General features: G+C 62.6%; 20 protein-coding genes and 3 tRNA genes. 10 read left to right on the top strand and 13 right to left on the bottom strand.

Translation table 11 applies throughout. The features are described 5' to 3' along the window. Positions 1 to 50: 50 nt before the first annotated feature. From lapB to AC26AR_RS11495, 3 genes are all read right to left on the bottom strand, one after another. Complete coding sequence (gene lapB / locus AC26AR_RS11505; protein ID WP_084208132.1) at positions 51 to 1,229, bottom strand: lipopolysaccharide assembly protein LapB; 1,179 nt, start codon at positions 1,227 to 1,229, stop codon at positions 51 to 53. Continuing rightward, complete coding sequence (locus AC26AR_RS11500; protein ID WP_077374623.1) at positions 1,230 to 1,535, bottom strand: lipopolysaccharide assembly protein LapA domain-containing protein; 306 nt, start codon at positions 1,533 to 1,535, stop codon at positions 1,230 to 1,232. Positions 1,536 to 1,654: 119 nt separating this feature from the next. Continuing rightward, on the bottom strand, positions 1,655 to 1,951 hold the full coding sequence (locus AC26AR_RS11495) for an integration host factor subunit beta (protein WP_077374621.1): 297 nt from the start codon (positions 1,949 to 1,951) through the stop codon (positions 1,655 to 1,657). A gap of 268 nt (positions 1,952 to 2,219) precedes the next feature. Here AC26AR_RS11495 and AC26AR_RS11490 point away from each other — a divergent pair, with 268 nt between their 5' ends. Beyond that, positions 2,220 to 2,495: an FAD assembly factor SdhE gene (locus AC26AR_RS11490; RefSeq protein WP_077374619.1), complete on the top strand. Its 276-nt coding sequence runs from the start codon at positions 2,220 to 2,222 to the stop codon at positions 2,493 to 2,495. Then, positions 2,455 to 3,249 (top strand): hypothetical protein, encoded by a 795-nt coding sequence (locus tag AC26AR_RS11485; protein ID WP_488107070.1) that lies wholly within the window; start codon positions 2,455 to 2,457, stop codon positions 3,247 to 3,249. The genes AC26AR_RS11490 and AC26AR_RS11485 overlap by 41 nt, the downstream gene beginning before the upstream one ends. Here AC26AR_RS11485 and nadB read toward each other — a convergent pair whose 3' ends face one another. Both nadB and AC26AR_RS11475 read right to left on the bottom strand, forming a co-directional pair. Then, the gene (nadB, locus tag AC26AR_RS11480; RefSeq protein WP_176493403.1) at positions 3,250 to 4,983 is read right to left on the bottom strand and encodes an L-aspartate oxidase; all 1,734 of its coding nucleotides are present in this window, start codon (positions 4,981 to 4,983) and stop codon (positions 3,250 to 3,252) included. Continuing rightward, complete coding sequence (locus AC26AR_RS11475) at positions 4,980 to 6,248, bottom strand: FUSC family protein (protein ID WP_488107069.1); 1,269 nt, start codon at positions 6,246 to 6,248, stop codon at positions 4,980 to 4,982. The genes nadB and AC26AR_RS11475 overlap by 4 nt, the downstream gene beginning before the upstream one ends. A gap of 440 nt (positions 6,249 to 6,688) precedes the next feature. Here AC26AR_RS11475 and AC26AR_RS11470 point away from each other — a divergent pair, with 440 nt between their 5' ends. Then, positions 6,689 to 8,086, top strand: a complete 1,398-nt coding sequence (locus AC26AR_RS11470; protein ID WP_341542879.1) for a class II fumarate hydratase — start codon at positions 6,689 to 6,691, stop codon at positions 8,084 to 8,086. A 154-nt stretch (positions 8,087 to 8,240) separates the two neighbouring features. Here AC26AR_RS11470 and glpD read toward each other — a convergent pair whose 3' ends face one another. The 3 genes from glpD to AC26AR_RS11455 form a co-directional block, all read right to left on the bottom strand. Further along, positions 8,241 to 9,743: a glycerol-3-phosphate dehydrogenase gene (gene glpD / locus AC26AR_RS11465; RefSeq protein WP_488107068.1), complete on the bottom strand. Its 1,503-nt coding sequence runs from the start codon at positions 9,741 to 9,743 to the stop codon at positions 8,241 to 8,243. A gap of 94 nt (positions 9,744 to 9,837) precedes the next feature. Beyond that, on the bottom strand, positions 9,838 to 10,179 hold the full coding sequence (locus AC26AR_RS11460) for a hypothetical protein (protein WP_488107067.1): 342 nt from the start codon (positions 10,177 to 10,179) through the stop codon (positions 9,838 to 9,840). A 94-nt stretch (positions 10,180 to 10,273) separates the two neighbouring features. Continuing rightward, a complete protein-coding gene (locus AC26AR_RS11455; RefSeq protein WP_084208138.1) occupies positions 10,274 to 11,056 on the bottom strand; it encodes a DeoR/GlpR family transcriptional regulator in 783 nt (260 codons plus the stop codon). Between the two features lie 419 nt (positions 11,057 to 11,475). Here AC26AR_RS11455 and glpT point away from each other — a divergent pair, with 419 nt between their 5' ends. From glpT to AC26AR_RS11420, 7 genes are all read left to right on the top strand, one after another. After that, the gene (glpT, locus tag AC26AR_RS11450; RefSeq protein ID WP_077374603.1) at positions 11,476 to 12,819 is read left to right on the top strand and encodes a glycerol-3-phosphate transporter; all 1,344 of its coding nucleotides are present in this window, start codon (positions 11,476 to 11,478) and stop codon (positions 12,817 to 12,819) included. Between the two features lie 88 nt (positions 12,820 to 12,907). Next, positions 12,908 to 14,401 carry a glycerol kinase GlpK gene (glpK, locus tag AC26AR_RS11445; RefSeq protein ID WP_077374601.1) on the top strand — a complete coding sequence of 498 codons (1,494 nt, stop codon included), beginning with the start codon at positions 12,908 to 12,910 and terminating at the stop codon, positions 14,399 to 14,401. 1 nt (position 14,402) lies between these two features. Continuing rightward, positions 14,403 to 15,125 (top strand): MIP/aquaporin family protein, encoded by a 723-nt coding sequence (locus tag AC26AR_RS11440; protein ID WP_077374599.1) that lies wholly within the window; start codon positions 14,403 to 14,405, stop codon positions 15,123 to 15,125. A gap of 198 nt (positions 15,126 to 15,323) precedes the next feature. Next, positions 15,324 to 16,046, top strand: coding sequence for an MIP/aquaporin family protein (locus tag AC26AR_RS11435; RefSeq protein WP_488107066.1), 723 nt, complete (start codon positions 15,324 to 15,326; stop codon positions 16,044 to 16,046). 302 nt (positions 16,047 to 16,348) lie between these two features. Beyond that, positions 16,349 to 16,425 (top strand) — tRNA-Val (locus AC26AR_RS11430). Positions 16,426 to 16,462: 37 nt separating this feature from the next. Beyond that, a tRNA-Val gene (locus tag AC26AR_RS11425) sits at positions 16,463 to 16,539 on the top strand. A 40-nt stretch (positions 16,540 to 16,579) separates the two neighbouring features. After that, positions 16,580 to 16,656, top strand: a tRNA-Val gene (locus tag AC26AR_RS11420). Between the two features lie 90 nt (positions 16,657 to 16,746). On the opposite strand, the gene AC26AR_RS11415 is transcribed toward AC26AR_RS11420, so the two are convergent. From AC26AR_RS11415 to AC26AR_RS11395, 5 genes are all read right to left on the bottom strand, one after another. After that, positions 16,747 to 17,778, bottom strand: a complete 1,032-nt coding sequence (locus AC26AR_RS11415) for an alpha/beta hydrolase (RefSeq protein ID WP_488107065.1) — start codon at positions 17,776 to 17,778, stop codon at positions 16,747 to 16,749. A gap of 183 nt (positions 17,779 to 17,961) precedes the next feature. Next, positions 17,962 to 18,450, bottom strand: coding sequence for a GAF domain-containing protein (locus tag AC26AR_RS11410; RefSeq protein ID WP_488107064.1), 489 nt, complete (start codon positions 18,448 to 18,450; stop codon positions 17,962 to 17,964). Positions 18,451 to 18,654: 204 nt separating this feature from the next. Further along, positions 18,655 to 19,473, bottom strand: coding sequence for a MetQ/NlpA family ABC transporter substrate-binding protein (locus AC26AR_RS11405; RefSeq protein WP_488107903.1), 819 nt, complete (start codon positions 19,471 to 19,473; stop codon positions 18,655 to 18,657). A gap of 160 nt (positions 19,474 to 19,633) precedes the next feature. After that, entirely contained in the window at positions 19,634 to 20,287 is a 654-nt protein-coding gene (locus AC26AR_RS11400; protein WP_284729279.1) for a methionine ABC transporter permease, read from the bottom strand. Next, entirely contained in the window at positions 20,268 to 21,311 is a 1,044-nt protein-coding gene (locus AC26AR_RS11395; protein WP_077374589.1) for a methionine ABC transporter ATP-binding protein, read from the bottom strand. The genes AC26AR_RS11400 and AC26AR_RS11395 overlap by 20 nt, the downstream gene beginning before the upstream one ends. Positions 21,312 to 21,909: the final 598 nt, after the last annotated feature.

Genomic DNA, 21,909 nt, shown 5'->3' with positions numbered 1-21,909 from the left:
GCTTGAACTGACGGGCTGGTTCAGATGAGCGAGTCACGGAACGCGGGGGCTCATTCGCCCTCCAGTCCGGTGATCGGCTTGACGGTACCCCAGTGGCGACATTTCGGGCATTGCCACAGCAGCATCGAGGCCTCGAATCCGCAGCGGTGGCAGCGATGGCGAGGGCGTGCCTCGATCAGCTGCTGGGTATGGCGCTTGAGCAGGCTGAAGCGCTGGGTCTCGCGCTCATCGGCATCCAGCAGGTACAGGTCGAGCAGATAGTCGACACCCCGCAGGCTGGGGTGGCGATGCAATTGCTCGCTGGCGAAGCTGACAGCGGCCTCGACCCCTTCCCGGCGCTCGATCAACTGGGCGAGACTGACCACCGTGGTGGTATAGGGGCCGCGCTCGACTTCCTGCTGCAGATAGCGCACCAGTCCGCTTTCGTCGTCCAGCATGTGGAATGCCTTGCCGAGCGGTTCGAGAATGATGGGAGTGAAACCGGTGTCCTGACGCGGAATGCGCTGCAGCAGGCGAATGCTCTGCTTGTAGTTGGCATGCTCGTATTCGATCTCGGCCAGCATCCAGTTGGCGCGCACACACTTCTCATCCGTGGAGAGTGCCTGCTTGAGGCGCTTGCGCGCCACCGCCTGACTGCCTTCGAGGATATCGAGGGCCGCCAGTTCGCAGTGCCAGTGGGCGGCGGCGCGTCGGATGCCACCTTCCTGACGCAGGATGGGGTGCGCGACCTCGAGGGCAGCCTCCCATTCTCGCTCACGCTCGAGCAGGTCGATCAGGAGGCGCCGGCCAGCGCGACGATGGTCATCGTGCTGGGCCTGCTTGAGGAGGGTTTCCAGCAGCTTCTCGGCGCGGTCGTAGACACCGCTGCGCATGAAGTCGCGGGCCAGTTCCAGCTGTACGCGTTCGCCCTGCTCGCTGTCGAGGGCCGGGCGTGCCAGCAGATTCTGGTGGATCTTGACGGCGCGGTCGACCTCCCCGCGACTGCGGTACAGGTTACCCAGCGCGATGTGGGTATCGACCGTGTCGCTGTTGACTTCCAAGGCCTGTACGAAGGTTTCGATGGCGCGATCAGGCTGCTCGTTGAGCAGATGATTGAGGCCAACGAAATAGTCGCGGGACAAGGTGGCAGGGGCGGGAGTTTGCGTAGTGGGGCGACGATCACGTCGCCCCAGCCAGAACCCGATGGCAATGGCGGCCATCAGCAGTCCCAGCAGTATCAGGTCAGGCATTTATGCCACTTCCTTGATCTCCTGGATGCGCAGCTGGTCCAGTTCCTTGCGTTGCTGCTGGTTGCGACGCTGCGCGCGGGTCAACAGCGTGCGCAGGCGCAGATACATGCCGGTCATGGCGATCATGCCGAGCACGACGCCGATGGCCAGTGAAAACAGCAGCCACATGGAAAGTGAGGCAGCCGGCAGCTCGAGCCAGATGAGGTCGAGAGGCACGGTTTGCTGGTTGTGAACGGCAAACAGGATGCCGACCAGCAGAACGATCAGCAGGATCACGGCCAGAACGAGACCTTTTAGCCAGCGCATAACGGTTTCCTTGTCATGAAATGCAGTCGTGAATCATCGCCTGGCGAGTGTATCACCGGGCAAGCCGTGAGTCTCGACGTCAGCCGTGCGGCCTGAGGCCAGGCCGATGCCTTGTGGGCTCAGTAGCCGAGCGCGCGGCTGGCATCGACCTGTTCGCGCAGTTCCTTGCCCGGTTTGAAGTGCGGGACGAACTTGCCGTCCAGCTGGACGGGCTCTCCGGTCTTCGGGTTGCGTCCCAGACGTGGCTCACGGTAGTGCAGCGAGAAGCTGCCGAACCCGCGAATCTCCACGCGCCCCCCGTGGGCCAGCGCATCAGTGACATCATCGAGGATGATGCGAACGGCGGCTTCTACATCCTTGAGCGACAACTCAGGCTGTCGCATGGCTATCTGTTCGATCAGCTCGGACTTGGTCATCGGATCTCTCCATGCCTGCACCCTTGCGGGAAGGGTGATCGTGATGCGGCTGTCAGATGACCTCTTGTCGTCTGACGGACCCCCGCATCCTTGTGATTGTTATCTCCTCAGCATAATGGGCAAATCCTGAGAAAACAACGCACTACGAACATCATTGCCCATCACGACATGGATTGCCAATTCCTGTCGTGGCAAAGGGTCAACGGATGCTGCCAGACTCCCCCTCGGGTATACTGCCGGCATTGATGTGACGACTGAGGTTCGGGCAATGGATGAGATGATTCGCAAGCGCCTTCACTGGCACTCCCGCCGCGGCATGTGGGAACTCGATCTGCTGCTGTTGCCTTTTCTCGAGCAGCGCTTCGATGCGTTGAGTGAGCAGGACAAGGCCCTCTACGTGGAACTGCTCGCGGAAGAGGATCAGGATCTCTTCGTGTGGCTGATGAAGCGGGATCCGTGTGGCAATGAGGACTATCAGCGCCTGATCGACATGGTGATCGCCAATGCAGAACATGGCGAACGCGATCAGTTCAAGGGTCTCTGAACAGGCCCTGCATGCTCAGGCGATTCTGCGCCTGATACTGCTGGCGTGCAGCCTCGTGCTGATGACGTGGCTGTTCGCTCGCCTGGCAGGACCTTCCGGCCTGGATGCCTGGTGGGCCTGCCGCACCCATGATGCTCTGCCTTTCGAGGCGGAGCATTGTGCTTTCTGGGGCATGATGCCGCCTTTGAACATCCATTCGGCCGTCATGGCCATGCTGACCACAGGCGGGGTCTTGCAGGGGGTGGAAGCCTGGTGGTGGTGGCATCGCCGTGACCGGCATCGGGAGGTATGGTGGCTGGCGCTCGGGGCGGAGCCCGTGGGGGAAGGGGCGGAGCGCTCGGGGCTGGCCGCCATGCCAGAGGCAGAGGCAGAGACGGAGACAGGTGAGGAGGGCGAACTGGCGCACGACGAAGCCGAAGAGGAAAGTCCTCGCTCACCGGCATCACTCGACGAGACGCGCAGGCGGCACCCCGAGATGCGCCTTTGCTGGTGGTGGGCGGACGCGAACTCCGGTGGCTGGCAGCGAGTCGGCGTCACGCGCCTGTGGTGTTCGCCGCGACTGGTGGGCCTGCGCCTCACGTGCCCCGGTGAGCGCTCACGTACTCTGTGGCTATGGCCAGACAGCGCACCTCCAGCCCAGCTGCATCGGCTGCGACTGTGGCTGCTGTGGCCACCTCTCGCCCACGACATGCCACGACAGCCGCCTGCCATCGAGCCGCTGATGGCCCGTATCGCGACTGATCGCCGCCAATGATCATCTGAGGTGAATCACGCTGTCACGCGCGCGCGGTGCCGGCATGGGGTAATCGCGCACGAAGTGGAGCCCGCGTGATTCATGACGTTGGTGAGCGCTGATCAACAACAGCGGCGCCAGAGTCAGCGCCTGATACAGGGCCAGGTGAGTGACACCTGCGCTGGCCCCTGAGTGCCTGCCTTGCCGGGAGAGTTCAGAGGAATGAGCGCGCTCTGACGAATGAGGGGGCTCACAGGCCAGCCAGGCCGCCATCTGATCCAGTGCCGCTTCCAGTCCCTGCTGGCTACGCTCGATGCCCGCCTGCAGGCTCATCAGGCGCCGCAACGCCGTGAGCCGCTCATCCGCTTCGCGATTCTCCAGGCACATCACGTGCTGCCAGAGTGCATGCCTGTCTTTCAGCCGGGTCAATAGTGCCTGCTGGCGGGGAGGCAGCTGTCCTCGTTCAGGCAGCATGCTCGTTGTGAGCGCCTGCGCCACTGGCCAGGTGTCGGGCGCCGATTCGCGCTCGGTGAGCGCCTCGCCGCAGGCGCGCGCCTGCACCAGGCATTCCAGCAATGAGTTGCTGGCCATGCGGTTGGCCCCGTGAAGCCCTGTACAGGCCACTTCGCCGATGGCCCACAGTCCTGCCAGATCACTCGCGCCATTCAATTCGGTGGCGATTCCGCCGCAGCTGTAATGTGCTGCCGGTACCACGGGAATCGGGGCTCGGGTGATGTCGATGCCACGCTCCCGGCAATGCGCCAGGATGGTCGGGAAGTGATGATGGATGGCCGCGGATCCCAGCGCACTGATATCGAGATGGACGTGATCCAGCCCGTGAGCGCGCATCTCGGCGAGGATGGCGCGCGCCACCACGTCGCGTGGTGCCAGCTCCAGGCGAGGGTCGTGATCCAGCATGAAGCGATGGCCATCGGGGCGCTTCAACAGGCCACCTTCGCCGCGCACGGCTTCCGAGATCAGGAACGGCGTTCCGGCCGGGTCGTACAGACAGGTGGGGTGAAACTGCTGGAACTCCAGATTCATCAGGCTGGCACCGGCACGCACGGCCATCGCCATGCCATCCCCGACGCTGGCGCTGGGGCTGGTGGCATGCGCAAACAGGCCGCTGGCACCGCCCGTGGCCAATACCAGGTCGCGTACCGTCAGCAAGCGTTGCTGGCCGGTGCCATCGATGACCCGCAGTCCCGCGACCTGGGCCCCCTTCACCTCGATGTCCACGGCGAGCAGGTCATCGAGCACCTCGATGGCAGGATGTGACTCGACATGCTGACTGAGCGTATCCAGCAGCGCCCGCCCCGTGGCGTCGGCCGCATGGATGATGCGTCGCCGGCCGTGGCCGCCTTCCCGGGTGAGGTGATAGGGATAGCTGGCATCGGCTTCGGCTGGCGTGAAGGGGACGCCAAGCCCGATCAACCACTCGATGGCCTCGCGGGAATGTCCGACGGTAAAGCGCACCGCTCGCTCGTTGCACAGGCCGTCCCCCGCGATCAGCGTATCGGCGACATGCGATTCCACGTCATCCTCCGGGGCCAGTACCGCCGCGATGCCGCCCTGAGCCCAGCGGCTGGCGCCCTGGGCCTCCCGCGCCGGACGCAGCAGCGTCACGCGGCGCGAGCGCGACGCGGATGACGGCTGGTTGGCCAGGCTGAGCGCAAGGGTCAGGCCGGCCGCACCGCCGCCCACGATCAGAACATCGTGGTCACTGGTGGCAGTGATGTCATGCGCTGTGCTCATGCGTCTTTCCTTGGCGTGTCACCGGGTACGGCGGCGGGCGAGCCGGAATGGGCGTCATCCCGGGTGTCAGGTGACTTCGCCTCGGGTGTCGGGGGCGTGCCGTCGCTGTCAGAGTCCTTGGGGACGGCTGTCTCGCCCGGGGTCGGGTCCTCCGGCAGGAAGATCCGGCGGGCATCACTGATCAGGCCATGCCCCGGCAGGCGCCGTTGCAGGCGCTCGCTGGGCAGACGTTCCAGCAGGGAAAGCCGTTCCCCGAGGGCTTCCGTCAGGCGCGCGAGTTCACGATTCAGCCACAGATAGCCTGCCGGGCTGAACAGTGCACGTCCTTTGCGGCTCTCGACATTGCGTACCTCGGCGTAGCGCTGCAGGTCGAACGGGGTCACCGTCAGCTCGATGTGCTGGCCGGTACGCACCTGGAAGGCCAGCGTGCCGAGGGCGCGAGCCAGTCGGTGCTGGGCATCGCGCAGGCCCTCGAGTCCTTCGATGAACTCATGACCTTCTCGCGTGTTCCAGTGGGTTTCCTGCAGCAGCTCGATGGTCGAGATCATGCGCCGCTCGAACGACAGGATCTCCTCGATATCACCGCGCTGGATCCGGCCTTCACGCACCACGGCATCCACCAGTCCACGCTGCTTGACCAGCTGGGCGGAGGTGGCGCGCACCAGATTGAGCGTTTCCTCGATGCTGGAACGCTCTGCATTGGTGTGGTTGTGATAGAGCCGCGCCAGCTTGTCGAGGTTGTCGGCCAGCAGGAAGCGGAAGACATCCGTCGCCTTCTGGGGCAGCAGGACCAGGCTGACCACGATACTGATCAAGGTGCCCAGTACCACGTTGAAGACGCGCCACAGGGCGATCCCGAGATCATGATTGCCATCGCCCACCACCATCAGCAGGGTGACGCAGAACAGCAGCGAGCTGTAGCCATAGCGATTGCTGAAGGTGGCATTGAGCGCCAGCGCGATGCCGACCATGCTCCAGATGGGCACCACGCCGGGCAGCGGGTCCGCGACCAGTATCAGGATCAGGCCCCAGAGTCCCCCCAGCAGCGTGCCGAGCAGGCGCTGCGAGCCCTTGTCGAGCACGCCGCCGACGTGGGGCAGATTGCCCATCACCATCACGGTACTGACCAGTGCCCAGGAGCTGTGCGGCAGATCGAACAGCTCGATGATGCTGAAACAGAGCGTCAGGGCGACGGTGACCCGCAGGATATGCAGGCGCTGACGGTGCAGATAGGTGAAGTAGGGATTGTGCGATAGCCAGTTCATGCCGATTCCCCCTCGCGAATGACAAGACCGGGAGTGAGCAGGCGGGTCGCAGACATGGCGGGCATCAGCAGCAGAGAAGTGGACATCGGGTGCCAGGAGATTCCGTCGACAGAGAATGGAAGAGGATGTCGTGAGCGATGCCGCCGTGCACCGGCGCAGGCAGGGCGCGGCGGACCACCGAATCGCCGCACAGTGTAACCGACCCCCACGAGCTCGTCACAGCGCTTGGCATGCCAGAATCGCGTTGTCATCAGCAGGTTAGTGGCGGGTCGTGAAGGGCAACGCGGAAATCTGATGATTGTTATTGATAATCACTACCATCAAGTGGCTTGATTGGATTCCCCCAAGGCCCCACGTGATCATGGGGGCAATCCATTCACGCCTACCGGCAGCGCCAGTCACACGAGCCGCTGCCTGGTGTCATCACAGGGAGTCATTGCATGAGCAGCCAGACCCGTCGCGAACAGGACAGCATGGGCGAACTCGAGGTGCCGGTCAGTGCACTCTACGGGGCGCAGACCCAGCGTGCGGTGGACAACTTCCCGGTCAGCGGCCAGCCTTTGCCGGCACCGTTCATCCAGGCGGTGGCGCGCATCAAGCTTGCCGCGGCAGAGGTCAATCTCGACCTCGAGTTGCTGGATGAGGCGCGTGCCGGTGCCATCGTCAAGGCGGCGCGCCAGATCATCGATGGCGAGCATGCGGATCAGTTCCCGGTCGATGTCTTCCAGACCGGTTCCGGCACCTCGACCAACATGAACGTCAATGAAGTGCTGACGCATCTGGCCAATGCCCAGCTGGAAAGCGAGAACAGCGACCTCAAGGTCGGCGCCAATGACCACGTCAACATGGGGCAGTCCAGCAACGATGTCATCCCGACGGCGATTCACCTGTCGGCGGTCATTGCCGTCACCGATACCTTGCTGCCTGCACTGCGTCATCTGCACGACGTGATCGCGAGCAAGGCGGCGGAGGTTGATGATGTCGTCAAGACCGGCCGCACTCACCTGATGGACGCGATGCCGATTCGTCTGAGTCAGGAGCTGGGGGCATGGCAATCCCAGGTGGCACAGGCCATCGAGCGCATCGAGGAGTCGCTGCCGCGTCTCGAGCGTCTCGCCCAGGGCGGCACGGCCGTCGGCAGTGGCATCAACGCGCATCCCGAGTTTGCCGAACGCATGGCCAAGCGCCTTTCGCTTCAGACCGGGCACGCCTTCCGTCCGGCCGACAGCTTCTTCGCGTCGCTGTCTTGTCAGGATTCCGCGGTCGAGCTTTCCGGTCACCTGCGGACCTACGCCGTGGCGATGATGAAGATCAGCAATGACCTGCGCTGGATGAACTCCGGGCCGCTGGCCGGGCTGGGCGAGATCGAGCTTGAGGCCTTGCAGCCGGGCAGCTCCATCATGCCGGGCAAGGTCAATCCGGTGATTCCGGAAGCCGCCGCCCAGGTGGCTGCCCAGGTGATGGGCAACGATGCCACCATCGGCATCGCCGGTCAGAGCGGCAACTTCCAGCTCAATGTCATGCTGCCGTTGATCGCCAACAATCTGCTGTCCTCGATCACGCTGAGCGCCAATGTCAGCCGCCTGCTGGCGGACAAGGCCATTGCCACCTTCACGGTGCGGCAGGACAACATCGAAGCGCCGCTGGCCAGGAACCCGATTCTGGTCACGGCACTCAATCCGGTGATCGGTTACAACGAGGCCGCGCGTATCGCCAAGGTGGCCTATCAGGCCGGCCGGCCGATCCTCGAGGTGGCCGAGGAGGAGACGGATCTCGACCGTGAGACGCTGGAGCGCCTGCTGGACCCGGCCAAGCTGACCGAGGGCGGCATCCAGTAAGCGTGCCCCCGCAAGGCTGACAGCAAGCGTCAGCAGGCAAGAGACAGCAGGCAAGAGATAGCAAGCAAGAATCTGCGAGTAAACGACAGAAAGCCCGCCCTCCAGTCAGGAGGGCGGGCTTTCTGATGTCGCATGCAGGTGAATCAGCGATGCGTCAGGCGGCACGCGCCATCAGGCGTTCCTTGAGGTACTCGCCGATACGGGCCTTCTGCTCATCGCTCAGGCGCAGGGTCAGCTTGGTACGCCGCCACACCACATCCTGTACCTCATGTGCCCACTCACGCTCGACCAGGTAATCGATCTCGGCGGCGCTCAGGCCGGCACCGAAGTCTTCGCCAAGCTCGGCTTCGCTCTTCTTGCCGTCGAGGAAGTGCAGGCACAGGCTGCCATAGCTGGAAGCCAGGCGTCTGGCGCGAGCCTCTCCCAGGAACGGGAAGTCGCGGATCAGCTGGCGAGTGAAGGCTGCGCGGCTCTCGATGTCTCCCCCCGGCAAGGCCTTCTCGTGGGTCCACGGCTCACCCATGTTGGGCAGCAGCGGCTTCAGATCTTCCAGCGCGGATTCGGCCAGCTTGCGATAGGTGGTGATCTTGCCACCGAAGATGGACAGCATCGGCGCGCCGCTGTCATCCAGGTGCAAGGTGTAGTCGCGGGTCATCGCTGACGGGTCGGCTGACTCGTCATCACACAGCGGGCGTACGCCGGAGAAGGAGGAGATGACGTCATCGCGGCTCAGCTTGCGCTTGAAGTGATGGTTGACCACCTCGAGCATGTAGTCGGTTTCATCGCTGGAGCAGGCTACCTCGGAGGGGTCGCCCTTGTAGCGCACGTCCGTGGTGCCGACCAGGCTGAAGTCTTCCTGATAGGGCAGCACGAAGACGATGCGCTTGTCCTTGTTCTGCAGGATGAAGGCGCGATCATCGGTATTGAGGCGCGGCACGATCAGGTGGCTGCCCTGGATCATGCGGATGCCGTAGCGCGGCGTGCGCTCGGTGGCACCCTTGATGAAGGACTCCACCCACGGTCCGGCGGCATTCACTAATGTGCGGGCGTGGCGGGTGAAGGTCTCACCGCTGTCGATGTTCTCCAGCGTCAGCTCCCAATGCCCGTTCACGTCGCGTGCCCCGACGCAGCGAGTGCGCGTCATGATCTCCGCGCCTTGCCCCTGAGCCTGAAGCGCGTTGGTGATGACCAGACGCGCATCATCCACCCAGCAGTCGGAATATTCGAAGCCCTGGGTGATCTTGCTGACCAAGGGGCTCTGCTCACCGAACTTGAGCCCCTTGGAGGCTGGCAGGGTCTCGCGCTTGCCGATGTGGTCATACAGGAACAGGCCGGCGCGGATCATCCAGGCCGGACGCAGATGTGGCTGGTGCGGCAGGATGAAGCGCAGGGGCCAGATGATGTGCGGTGCCTTCTTGAGCAGCACTTCACGCTCCTGCAGGGCTTCACGTACCAGCCGGAACTCGTAGTGTTCCAGGTAGCGCAGGCCGCCGTGGATCAGCTTGCTGCTTGCGGAAGAGGTGGCGCTGGCCAGATCATTCTGCTCGCACAGTGCCACGCTCAGGCCGCGCCCGCTGGCGTCATTGGCGATACCGGCACCATTGATGCCACCGCCGATGATGAAGAGGTCGATAAGTGCGTCATTGTCGCGGGACATGGGCTGCTCCTGCACGTGCCCGGCGCTACCGGGGAGATCGAGATGGGGCGGCACCGGTTCGGTGCGCGTGATAAGTTTCGAAAGTGAAAATAGCTTAGTGAAAGTCGAACATCAAGGTGATTCTTGTGGCATCTCGATTTTCGAAAGTGCGCATAATGGGCTCGAACAAGCGACCCGGCATTGCACCATGTTCAACCTGTTGTCCTGCCTGAACATTTTTCACAGTGTCGATGCGGGATATGACAGTCGGATGAAGATCTGCCTCTTCGCCCATGCGCTCGAGGCACTGGCCGACGGGCTTTTCTGCAGCCTGCCGGCGCACCGCAAGGCGAGATGCCCGATGCAAGGGGAGCTTGCTGAGCAGGAGGATGAGAAGAGAGCCGAGGAGCAGCAGGCTAGAAGAAGAGAAAAAGAGCGACGACCCACGCCACGGCATGACGCACGGCTTGACGTGGGAAATGACTCAACGATGAGGAAGGGGATGGCGAGACGACAGGCGTTCCGCGTGGCTGGGCGCTCTGCGCCGTGGATCAGGCGTTCCCGGCCTCGTCGGATACCGCAACATGCAAGGCCACTTCATGCTGGTGCATCAGTCTCAGAATGTTTTCCGGAGGCTGGATATCCGTGAACAGCGCATCCAGCTGGCTCAGGTTGCCCTGACGCACCACGGCATTGCGCTGGAACTTGGAGTGATCCGCGATCAGGAATACCTGGCGCGAGTTGTGGATGATCGCCTGGGCGACACGCACTTCCTGATAGTCGAACTCCAGCAGCGAGCCATCTTCATCGATGCCGCTGATGCCGATGATGCCGTAATCCACCTTGAACTGATTGATGAAGTCGATGGTCGCCTCGCCGATGATGCCGCCATCGCGGGAGCGCACCATGCCACCGGCGACGATGACATTGAAATCCTCCTTGTGCTGGAGAATGGCTGCCACGTTGAGGTTGTTGGTGATGACTTCCAGTCCGTGATGATCACACAGCGCCTCAGCGACCATCTCATTGCTGGTGCCGATGTTGATGAACAGCGAGGCGTGATCCGGTATCTCGTTGGCCAGGGTGCGAGCGATGCGTCGCTTGGCTTCCAGGTTCAGGGTCTTGCGCGTGCTGTAGGCAGTGTTCACCGTGCTGGATTCAAGTCCCGCCCCCCCATGGACACGCTTTAGGGCACCGGCTTCCGAGAGCTGGTTGAGGTCACGGCGAATGGTCTGCGGCGTGACCTTGAAGTGACTCGCCAGCTGCTCGATGGAGGCATAGCCCTGACGCGTGATCAGTTCGACGATGGCGCGGTGGCGCTTGGACTGCATCATCCTGTCCTCTTGCTCATGTCCGGTGAAAAGACGTCTGCTCTGAACCGTCGCGCAGGCAACGTGATCCTGCGTGCGGTTGCTGCTCGACCAGGTGCCCCGTGATGGTGAGGCGGGGCAGTGTGCCATCCAGAATGTTCGTTTGATGTTCTTTTTGATACATGCTCGCGGTGACGCCAGTGGTTGCACTGATTGACCTGGTGGGCGCAAGCCGTTGAAGTTATACGAAATCATGCATAACTTACTGAATAGCAAGGATTGTCATGCTCGTGTAGACAAAGGTCTAGCGAATATCGGTGCTTTTCGCATTGTGACACCGATGTGAAGCCTGTACTTTCGCATTCGAACACCAAGCGCGTCTGTCAAGGCGTCGCTATGCCCGTGTAGAGGTCGGTGTCGTAAAATCAGGAGCGAGCAGCAGAATGTACGGTTTATTCAAATCCGCGGTGCACGCCACACCGCTTCACGACGCCAAGGTAGACGACACCTATAAGCGACTGAGATGGCAGATCTTTCTCGGTATCTTTCTAGGCTATGCCGGCTACTATCTGGTACGCAAGAACTTCTCCCTGGCCATGCCTTCCCTGGTGGAGCAGGGCTATTCCCGTGGTGATCTTGGTCTGGCCTTTGCCGGCGTGTCGATCGCCTATGGCATCTCCAAGTTCGTGATGGGGGCTGTCTCTGACCGCTCCAACCCGCGTTACTTCCTTCCTGCCGGTCTTCTGATGTCTGCCGGCATCATGTTCCTTTTCGGTTTCACTGACTGGGCAACCTCCAGCATCGGCATCATGTTCGTGCTGCTGTTCCTCAATGGGTGGGTGCAGGGCATGGGATGGCCGCCCTGCGGTCGCACCATGGTGCACTGGTGGTCACAGAGTGAGCGTGGCCAGATCGTCTCGGTGTGGAACGTGGCCCATAACGTCGGCGGCGGTCTTGTCGGTCCGCTGTTCATTCTTGGCATGGCCTGGTTCAACGACTGGCAGTCCGCGTTCTATGTGCCCGCCGCGCTGGCCGTCTTCGTGGCGATCTTCGCCCTGCTGACCATGCGAGACACGCCGCAGAGCTGTGGCTTGCCTCCCATCGAGAAGCACAAGAATGACTACCCGCCGGGATACGATGAAAGCCACGAACAGGAATTCTCCACGCGGGAGATCCTGGTCAAGTACGTGTTCAAGAATCGCATGCTCTGGTACATCGCGCTGGCGAATGTCTTCGTGTATCTGCTGCGTTACGGGGTCCTCGACTGGGCGCCGACCTACCTGCAGGAAGCCAAGAGCTTCAGCGTCGACAAGTCCTCCTGGGCGTATTTCCTGTATGAGTGGGCCGGTATCCCCGGCACGCTGCTGTGTGGTTGGTTGTCCGACAAGCTGTTCCGGGGCAACCGCGGTGCGACAGGGGTGTGTTTCATGGCGCTGGTCGCCGTCTTCACGACTGTCTATTGGTTGAATCCTGCCGGTAATCCGGGAATCGACATGCTGTGTCTGGTCGCCATCGGCTTCCTGATCTATGGCCCGGTCATGCTGATCGGTCTGCAGGCGCTTGAGCTGGTACCCAAGAAGGCGGCAGGGACCGCGGCTGGCTTCACCGGCCTGTTCGGTTACCTGGGCGGCTCTGTCGCTGCCAGTGCCTTGGTAGGCTATACGGTAGATGCCTATGGATGGGATGGTGGTTTCATGTTGTTGATTGGCTCGTGCGTGATGGCGGTCGTCCTGTTGTCGTTGACGATCTTCGAGAGCGCTCGCATGTCGGCACGCACCGCCAGCTGATTCCCAGCGGAAACATGATCATTCAAATGGCCCGCTGAACGTGGCATGGGCGGGCCATCTTGTAACGGACTACCGGGAGATATTGACGATGACCAACCACATTCTGTCCATTGACCAGGGAACCACCAGCTCGCGCGCCATCCTCTTCGATCGTGAAGGCGCGGTGACCGGACTGGCACAAGAAGAATTTGCGCAACACTTTCCGAACAGCGGCTGGGTCGAGCATCACGTCGATGATATCTGGGGATCGGTGAAGCGCACCGTGCATCAGGCGCTGATCAATACCAATATCGGCGCTGAGCAGGTCGCGGCCATCGGGATCACCAACCAGCGTGAGACCACGATCGTCTGGGACCGCAAGACCGGCGTACCGGTCTACAACGCCATCGTCTGGCAGGACCGCCGGACCCACGAGTACTGCCGTGAGCTTTCCGATGCCGGCCATGGCGAGATGATTCAGCGCAAGACCGGCCTGCTGATCGACCCGTACTTCTCCGCGACCAAGCTGCGCTGGATTCTCGAGAACGTAGAAGGCGTGCGTGCGCGCGCCGAGAAGGGCGAACTGGCCTTCGGAACCGTCGACAGCTATCTGATCTGGAAGCTGACCGGTGGGGCCCGTCACGTGACCGATGCCACCAATGCCTCGCGCACCTGCCTGTTCAACATCGTTGATCAGTGCTGGGATAGCGAGCTTCTGGCGCTGTTCGGCATCCCGGAATGCCTGCTGCCGGAAGTGCTGGATTCCAGTGATGATTTTGGCACCACCGATCCGCAGCTGTTCGGGGCGGCAATGCCGATCCGTGGCGTGGCGGGCGATCAGCAGGCGGCGCTGGTCGGGCAGGCCTGTTTCACGCCGGGCATGAGCAAGAGCACCTATGGCACGGGCTGCTTCATGATCATGAACACCGGCGAGAAGATGGAGCTGTCCAGGAACCGTCTGCTCACCACCGTCGGTTATCGCCTCAACGGCAAGCCGACCTTCGCCATGGAAGGCAGCATCTTCGTGGCCGGCGCTACCGTGCAGTGGCTGCGTGATGGCCTGAAGCTGTTCTCCGATGCCTCCGAGACCGAGCCGCTGGCACGTGCGGCCAGCGCCGATCACGGCGTCTACATGGTGCCGGCCTTCACCGGCCTGGGAGCGCCACACTGGGACCCGCAGGCACGCGGCGCGATCCTGGGGCTGACCCGAGGTACCGGCATCACCGACATCGTCGCGGCCGGCCTGCAATCGGTGTGCTATCAGACCCGAGATCTGCAGGAGTGCATGCTGGATGACGTCACCATCAATTGCGCGAATCTGCGCGTGGATGGCGGCATGGTCAGCAACAACTGGGTGATGCAGTTCCTCTCCGATATGCTGGGCGTGAAGGTGGATCGCCCGCGCGTGCTGGAAACCACGGCGCTGGGTGTGGCGTATCTGGCCGGCCTGCATATCGGTTGGTATGAAAGCCTAGAGGAGATCAGCGAGCTGTGGCACTGCGAGCGCACCTTCGCGCCGGAGATGGCGGAAGAGCAGCGTGAGCGCCTCTATGCCGGTTGGCTGGAAGCCGTCGAACGGGTGAAGAGCGACGGAGGTCACTGACATGTGGACTGACGTCATGACGGGCGAGTTTCTCGGTTGCCTGTTCCTGATCCTCTTCGGCGGCGGTGTGGTCGCCAACGTGGTACTCGCGGATACCAAGGGCAACGGCTCCGGGTGGATCGTGATCACCACCGGCTGGGGATTTGCGGTGATGATCGGCGTGTTCGTGGCCGTTTCCACCGGCTCGCCCCAGGCGGACCTCAATCCGGCGGTGACCCTCGCCAAGTACCTGCTCGGGGTGCATGCCACCCTCATCGATGTGGCGCGTCATGTCATCGCCCAGATGCTGGGCTGCTTCGCCGGTGCGGTGATGGTGTGGCTGGCCTATCTGCCGCATTGGAAGCGTACCGGCGATGCTGGCCTCAAGCGTGCGGTGTTCTGTACTGACCCCGCGGTCGAGTGCCGGTTGGGCAACATGCTCAGTGAGGTGATCGGCACCGTGGTGCTGATCTTCGGTATCGGCGCCATCGTCGGCTCCGGCAAGATCAGTGCCGGCCTGCTGCCATATCTGGTCGGCATGCTGGTGTGGGCCATCGGGCTGTCGCTGGGTGGCGCCACTGGCTATGCCATCAATCCGGCACGTGATCTTGGTCCTCGCATCGCGCACTCGCTGCTGCCGATCCATGGCAAGGGTGCCTCCGGGTGGGGATATGCCTGGGTGCCCATCGCCGGCCCGCTGGCGGGGGCATTGATCGCGGCCAGCATGTGGAATCTGCTGCTGTAAGCCCTTCTGTCGCAAGTGGCTGGAGCCACCTCGTCAGCTGTGGCAATGTAACGCCTCCTTCGCCCCGTCACTCGACGGGGCGAAGTCTTTGTGCCCGTGTGCCGACATTCCTGTCTGGGGGAGCGATGCTGCAACCTCTCTCGGGGCTGGAAGACACAGTGGGTGGTGGATGGGGACAAGTGACGGAGGTCATCTGGCATGTGGACTGACGTCATGACGGGCGAATTTCTGGGTACCACGCTCATGATCCTGCTGGGCGGCGGGGTCGTCGCCAATGCGATGCTGCGCAAGACCAAGGGAGCCGGTTCCAGCTGGTTGATGATCAATGCCGGCTGGGGCTTTGCGGTGATGGTCGGGGTGCTGGTGTCGACCTCGACAGGCTCTCCCTACGGAGATCTCAATCCAGCGGTCACCCTCGCCAAGTATCTGCTGGGCGTGCATGCAAGCGAGCTCGAGGTGGCCAGGATGATGCTGGCGGAGATGCTGGGATGCTTCACCGGGGCCGTGCTGGTGTGGGCGGCGTATTACCCCCATTGGAAGGTGACCCGTGACCCGCTGCGCAAGCGTGCGGTCTTCTGTACCGATCCGGCAGTCGATTCCCGATTGGCAAATGTCGTCAGTGAGGCGATCGCGACGGTGGTTCTCGTCTTCGCGATCGGCAGCATGGTCAACAGCGAGCTGATCACTGACCGGGTATTGCCGTATCTCATCGGGGCGCTGGTGTGGGCCATCGGTCTGTCACTGGGTGGCCCGACCGGCAATGCGATGAACCCGGCGCGCGATCTTGCGCCACGTGTCGCGCATTGGCTTCTGCCGATTCCGGGCAAGGGCAGTTCTGACTGGGGGTATGCCTGGGTGCCGATCGCCGGCCCCTTGCTGGGGGCGGCTGTGGCCGCGGGACTGCGATGGGTATTGTTTTGACGCCCCGTTGCCTTGTGATGTCGCTTGCGCGGCGCTGAGGGCGTGAAGACGTGAGGGCGTAAAGAAGTGAGGCGGTGCCGGCATGGGCTGGCACCGCCTCGCGCGTTCTCGGGGGAGGATCGGTGACCCCGGTGAGACGCCTGAAAGAAGGCGCATACGGCGAGTATCGCGATGCTGCTCAGGCGAGAAATTTTTTTATCATCAGGGGGTTGCATCAAAACGGAAGATAAGTAGAATACGTCCTCGCTGACAGGGCAAAGCGCTTCGCACCACAAACGCTTCCCTCATTCAGCTGCTGACACAGGACCATAGCTCAGTTGGTTAGAGCGCCACGTTGACATCGTGGAGGTCGGCGGTTCAAATCCGCCTGGTCCTACCAGCATCGGCATCGATGGCAACATCGCGCCACTTGATACAGGACCATAGCTCAGTTGGTTAGAGCGCCACGTTGACATCGTGGAGGTCGGCGGTTCAAATCCGCCTGGTCCTACCAAGCAGAAACTTCAAGTGACAGTGATCCATCAGCCTCATCCAGGACCATAGCTCAGTTGGTTAGAGCGCCACGTTGACATCGTGGAGGTCGGCGGTTCAAATCCGCCTGGTCCTACCAGATTCCAGAAAACGCCCGACTCATCGAGTCGGGCGTTTGCGTGTGCGCGTCAGACACGCCTGTCGAGAAGCGCTGGCGCTGGCCGTGCTGTCAGGCAAGCGTGGTGTCGAGGAAGTCACCGGCTTCCTTGAGGGCGGCGTTGGCAGCGCTGAGCAGTGGTGCGAAGCCGACGAACACATGCGGCATGTCCGGCCACAGGCTGAGCGTGACAGGCGAGCCGCAATCCTGTGCCTGCGCGGCGTAGCGACGACTGTCATCGAGCAGGATTTCCGCCTCGCCGCATTGGATCAGCGTCGGTGGCAGGTCAAACAGATTCCCCTCCAGCGGCGAGATGCGTGGATCGCTCATGTCGGTACCGTCCTGCACATAGGCCATGCTCACGAAGGGCAGCAGATTGGGGTCGAGGATCGGGTCCACCTCGGCCTTGCGCGACAGCGAGGAGCTGCCCCAGCTGAGGTCAGTGGCGGGCGAGAAGGCGATCACCGCGTCCGGCAGTCGCTCGCCTGCGCTTTTGAGCGCGTTGAGGGTCGAGAGCGTGAGGTTGCCGCCCGCGCTGTCTCCGGCCAGCAGCAGGTGGTCATCCGGAAACTCGCGGCACAGCCAGTGCCATGCGGCCAATACGTCTTCCAGGCCTGCCGGGAAGGGCGCCTCAGGGGCGAGGCGATAATCCAGCGTGTAGGTCTCGGCGCGCGCCGTGCGGCCCAGACGACTGGCCAGCGGGCGATGGCCGGCGGGGGAGCCGGCGATCCAGCTACCCCCATGCACGTACAGCAGGCGGCGAGCAGGTGTCGGTGCGCCGTCTGGTGCGGGCAATATCTCACAGAGGCGCTCGCCGTTTCCTCCCGGCAGCATCTCGAGGCGTGGCGTCACGCCGGTGTCGAGAATGCTGGCATCGGCGGCGAAGTAGCCTTCCAGCAGGGTGCGCTTGGCGCCCAGGTCATTGCCGGTACGTGCCGTGAAGGCCTTGAGGCGCTCGAGATGCGCGATGACCTGCTCGAGCCCTGCGTGGGCGTCATCGTGATTCTGGAGAGAGCCTTGCGCATGCGGGGCAGGATGAGCGATCGATGCAGATGAGGAAGGCGCTGAGGAAGGCGCGTCATGTGATGGCGACTGGGATGACATGTTCTGCTCCTGTCGGGTCAGAGAGCTCTTAACGTGTCATCTCGCCAGGGGCTGTGCAAGGGGCTTTGCCAGGGGCTGTGCGAGGGCTATGCAAGAAAGGCCTGACCCGCCGCAACGCAGACCGCCCGCCATGCAGGAGGCATGGCGGGCGGCAGGACATGATGTCAGCACCTGATGGGCGTATCAGGCGGGCACGCTGTCGAAATCGCTGGAGGCGATGAAGATCTCGACCAGGCGTTCGATGCCGGCTTGATCCTCTTCATCGAAGCGCTCGGGGCTGGGGCTATCCAGGTCCAGCACGCCCCACAGCACTTGCTGGCCGTTCTGCTCGATGAGAACGGGGATGACCAGCTCGCTGCGCGACGCGGCGTCACAGGCGATATGGCCCGGGAAGGCATGCACATCCGCGATGCGCTGAGTGCTGCGCTGGGTCGCGGCAGCGCCACACACGCCCTTGGTGAAGGGGATCGGGTGGCAGGCCGGCTGACCCTGGAACGGCCCCAGGTGCAGGATCTGCGGCTGACGTTGCACATAGAAGCCTGCCCAGTTGAGGTCCGCCACCGTCATGTTGATGAAGGCAGCCGTCTGGGAGGCGTTGGTCAGCCAGTCGCGAGTGTCGAGCGTGGCGTCCAGCTGGCGGGCCAGCAGTGAGTAGTCGGGACGAGTGGCCATGTTGGCTCCTGAGTGGATGGCGGGTTGATGCCGGTGACGCAGGGATGCGGTCGCGGGTCGCCTGTTTCAAGCACGCCCTGCGCGCGCGCTCTTGCGCCGCGTCGGCATCTGGACGTGATGGGGGGATTCATCAATCAGATGCAAAAGCGCCGACCTCAGGGTCGGCGCTTTGCGTCATGCGGCTGTCAGCTTGCGCTCGAAGGCTTATTTCCAGCCCGGTACCGCAGCGCCCTTGAACAGCTCTTCGGCCTTGACTTCGACTTCCGGTGTCTGGTAGGCCTTGACCAGCTTCTGCACCTTCTCGCTGTCTTCATCGCCCTGGCGCACGACGATCAGGTTGACGTACGGGGACTCGGCGCCTTCACGGATCAGCGCGTCTTCCGGTTTCAGGCCAGCCGGCTGAGCGAAGGTGTTGTTGATGAAGGCCAGGTCGACGTCCGGCAGGATGCGCGGCAGCTGGGCAGCCTCGATTTCCTTGAACTGGTAGTCATGCGGGTTCTTGGCGACGTCGATCGGGGTCGCTTCAAGGTTGTCCTTGTCGGTCAGCTCGATCATGCCCAGGTCGTGCATCAGGATCAGGGAGCGGCCTTCGTTGGACGGGTCGTTCGGCAGTGCGATGGTCGCGCCGTCCGGCAGTTCGCTGATGTCTTCGTGCTTCTCGGAATAGGCACCGATCGGGTACACGAAGGTCTTGCCGGCGCTGGCGAACTTGTAGCCGCGCTCACGCACCATGGATTCCATGTACGGCTGGTGCTGGTAGGCGTTGGCATCCAGCGAGCCATCGGCCAGAGCGGCGTTGGGAGACACGTAGTCGGTGAACTCGGTGATCTCGACGTTCAGGTCGTACTTTTCCTTGGCGATCTCGGCCGCGACCTTCATCACCTCGGTTTCCGGACCTGCGACGGTACCCATCTTGAGGGTGTTCTCGTCGGACGCGTCGTTGCCGCAGCCTGCCAGCAGGGTGGCGCCGAGCAGGGTGGCAGCACCGGCAAGGCGCAGCGGGGAAGAAAGCGTGGTCAGCATGTTGCGCATCGATGTTCTCCTTGTGATCCGACGTGACCGGCGGGGTCCGCGGGATGTTATGAGTGACGGCTCATTGTGATGAGCCGTCACGATACCGAAAGCCATGTGATTTGTAGATCGAACGCCACTGGTGGATCAGTCACCGCTCATGGAGCGAGGCTTACTTGTGGTTCGACTTGCGCACCAGATGGTCGCCCAGGCTCTGGAAGCCCTGCACCATGACGACGAGGATGATCACGGTCACCAGCATCACCATCGGGTCGAAGCGGTTGTAGCCGTAGCGGATGCCGAGATCCCCCAGGCCGCCGCCACCGACGGTGCCGGCCATGGCGGAATAGCTGATCAAGGTGACCACGGTGATGGTCAGACCATTGATGATGCCGCCGCGTGCTTCCGGCAGCAGGACCTTGGTGATGATCTGCATCGGCGTAGCACCCATGGCCTGAGCGGCTTCGACCAGCCCCGGGCCGACTTCATTCAAGGCGCCTTCGATCAGACGGGCGACGAAGGGAATCGAGGCGATGGTCAGCGGCACGATGGCGGCATTGGTGCCGATCGAGCTGCCGGCGATCAGGCGTGTCAGCGGGATGATCGCCACCATCAGGATGATGAAGGGCACCGAGCGGCCGATGTTGGTGATGATGCTCAGCACGCTGTTGAGCACCGGGCGCGCGAGAATCTGGCCCGGGCGCGAGGTGTAGAGTGCCACGCCCAGCGGAATGCCGAGTGCCGCGGAGATCAGGCCTGCCACCGCGACCATGTAGAGGGTCTCGAGGGTGGAGGACAGGACGAGTTCAAGCAGTGCGGGTGACATGGCCGAGCACCTCCACTTTCAGGTCGTGGGATTCGAGATAGTCCAGCGCCTGCTGGGTCTGGGCGCTGTCGCCCATCAGTTCGGCGATCATCAGGCCCAGAGTGCGGTCCTGAATGGATTCCACCTTGGCCTGCAGGATGCTGACGTCCACCTGACACTCACGCGCAAGGCGCGAGATCAGCGGCGTGGAGACGGCGTCGCCACTGAAGGCCAGACGGACCACCGGATGGGTGTGCGGGCCGGGAGTCGCCTCCAGGCGCTCGACCAGTGCGCGCGGCGGTTCGAGTTCCAGGAATTCATTGAGGAATTCGCGGCCCAGGCGGGTCTGCGGGGCGGTGAAGAAGTCGCCGACCGCCGCCACTTCCACCAGCTCGCCGCCGCTGATCAATGCGACCTGATCACAGATGCTCTTGACCACTTCCATTTCATGGGTGATCAGCAGGATGGTCAGGCCCAGCTTGGCATTGATGTCCTTGAGCAGCTCGAGAATGGAGGCAGTGGTCTGGGGATCGAGCGCCGAGGTGGCTTCATCGCACAGCAGCACCTTGGGGCGGCTGGCGAGTGCGCGAGCGATGGCGACGCGCTGCTTCTGTCCGCCGGACAGCTGGGCAGGATACTGGCTTGCCTTGTCGCTCAGGCCGGTCAGTTCCAGCAGTGGCTCGACGCGCTGGCTGATCTCGGCCTTGGAGATTCCGGCCAGTTCCAGCGGCAGGGCCACGTTGGCGAAGACGGTGCGCGAGGACAGCAGGTTGAAGTGCTGGAAGATCATGCCGATCTGGTGGCGAGCACGACGCAGGGCGCTGTCGTCGAGTGCGGTCAGCTCCTGACCATCGACCACGACACTGCCCTCGGTGGGGCGTTCGAGCAGATTGACGCAGCGAATCAGGGTCGATTTTCCGGCACCGGACAGGCCGATGACACCGGTAATGGCGCCCTGGGGAACCGTGAGACTGGCATCCTTGAGCGCGACCACGGCCTTGTCACCACTGCCGTAAGTCTTGGAGACGTTCTTGAGTGTGATCATGGGGGTCCGAATGGTTAAGGCACCAACCGGAATGCGGGCGAAGGTCTGCGGCAAGCCGCCTGTTCTGCGTGTGTCGTGCACTGCGCCGAGAAGGGCAAGGCACGCCTGGCAAGAGGAGAGTGATCCAGAGAGGAAAAAAAGACCACCCAAGATGGGTGGCCATCAACGCTGGACACACCCTTTTAGCAGAACTTGCACCCCGGGAGACAGACTCTCGAAGTGGGCGCCCGCAATCCGGGTACAAATCGGCGCCAAACAGATTTGAGGCGCATTCTATCAGTCACCCTCGGGGTGTCAACGACTTTGGTCTGGCGTTGACGGTTTATTCGAACTGGCGTTCGATATGGCAATTTGCCGATACTCGCTGTCAGAGATGTCTTACACGCAGGACGCCTTGCCAGCCCCGTGGCGCAAGGCCAACCCTTGACAGCAGGCCTGCTCATCTTCTTTTCGCTCGATGGCGTGAAGGAGGCGTGATGGCTGCCGGCATCGAGTCCGACATGCTAGGATTTCCCATCGGCATGTCGGATCTCGTGGTGTCATCAGTGCCCGGGTGTCATGGCCTGTCATCATATTCATGGGTTCCCGCTCTGCGGGA

This window comes from Cobetia sp. PS-4MA (assembly GCF_057670765.1).
Note: the sequence above shows the minus strand (reverse complement) of the source record. Positions and strands in the feature narration are given on the sequence as shown.

What these genes read in the sequence shown, in the direction of transcription:
- AC26AR_RS11485 (WP_488107070.1), top strand. Translation starts at nt 2,455, where the DNA reads ATGCAGAACATGGCGAACGCGATCAGTTCAAGGGTCTCTGAACAGGCC.
- AC26AR_RS11395 (WP_077374589.1), bottom strand. Translation starts at nt 21,311, where the DNA reads ATGATCACACTCAAGAACGTCTCCAAGACTTACGGCAGTGGTGACAAG.
- lapB (WP_084208132.1), bottom strand. Translation starts at nt 1,229, where the DNA reads ATGCCTGACCTGATACTGCTGGGACTGCTGATGGCCGCCATTGCCATC.
- AC26AR_RS11475 (WP_488107069.1), bottom strand. Translation starts at nt 6,248, where the DNA reads ATGAACTGGCTATCGCACAATCCCTACTTCACCTATCTGCACCGTCAG.
- AC26AR_RS11490 (WP_077374619.1), top strand. Translation starts at nt 2,220, where the DNA reads ATGGATGAGATGATTCGCAAGCGCCTTCACTGGCACTCCCGCCGCGGC.
- AC26AR_RS11500 (WP_077374623.1), bottom strand. Translation starts at nt 1,535, where the DNA reads ATGCGCTGGCTAAAAGGTCTCGTTCTGGCCGTGATCCTGCTGATCGTT.
- glpK (WP_077374601.1), top strand. Translation starts at nt 12,908, where the DNA reads ATGACCAACCACATTCTGTCCATTGACCAGGGAACCACCAGCTCGCGC.
- AC26AR_RS11410 (WP_488107064.1), bottom strand. Translation starts at nt 18,450, where the DNA reads ATGGCCACTCGTCCCGACTACTCACTGCTGGCCCGCCAGCTGGACGCC.
- AC26AR_RS11455 (WP_084208138.1), bottom strand. Translation starts at nt 11,056, where the DNA reads ATGATGCAGTCCAAGCGCCACCGCGCCATCGTCGAACTGATCACGCGT.
- AC26AR_RS11495 (WP_077374621.1), bottom strand. Translation starts at nt 1,951, where the DNA reads ATGACCAAGTCCGAGCTGATCGAACAGATAGCCATGCGACAGCCTGAG.
- AC26AR_RS11460 (WP_488107067.1), bottom strand. Translation starts at nt 10,179, where the DNA reads ATGCCGTGGCGTGGGTCGTCGCTCTTTTTCTCTTCTTCTAGCCTGCTG.
- AC26AR_RS11470 (WP_341542879.1), top strand. Translation starts at nt 6,689, where the DNA reads ATGAGCAGCCAGACCCGTCGCGAACAGGACAGCATGGGCGAACTCGAG.
- AC26AR_RS11400 (WP_284729279.1), bottom strand. Translation starts at nt 20,287, where the DNA reads ATGTCACCCGCACTGCTTGAACTCGTCCTGTCCTCCACCCTCGAGACC.
- AC26AR_RS11435 (WP_488107066.1), top strand. Translation starts at nt 15,324, where the DNA reads ATGTGGACTGACGTCATGACGGGCGAATTTCTGGGTACCACGCTCATG.
- AC26AR_RS11440 (WP_077374599.1), top strand. Translation starts at nt 14,403, where the DNA reads ATGTGGACTGACGTCATGACGGGCGAGTTTCTCGGTTGCCTGTTCCTG.
- glpT (WP_077374603.1), top strand. Translation starts at nt 11,476, where the DNA reads ATGTACGGTTTATTCAAATCCGCGGTGCACGCCACACCGCTTCACGAC.
- AC26AR_RS11405 (WP_488107903.1), bottom strand. Translation starts at nt 19,473, where the DNA reads ATGCTGACCACGCTTTCTTCCCCGCTGCGCCTTGCCGGTGCTGCCACC.
- nadB (WP_176493403.1), bottom strand. Translation starts at nt 4,983, where the DNA reads ATGAGCACAGCGCATGACATCACTGCCACCAGTGACCACGATGTTCTG.
- AC26AR_RS11415 (WP_488107065.1), bottom strand. Translation starts at nt 17,778, where the DNA reads ATGTCATCCCAGTCGCCATCACATGACGCGCCTTCCTCAGCGCCTTCC.
- glpD (WP_488107068.1), bottom strand. Translation starts at nt 9,743, where the DNA reads ATGTCCCGCGACAATGACGCACTTATCGACCTCTTCATCATCGGCGGT.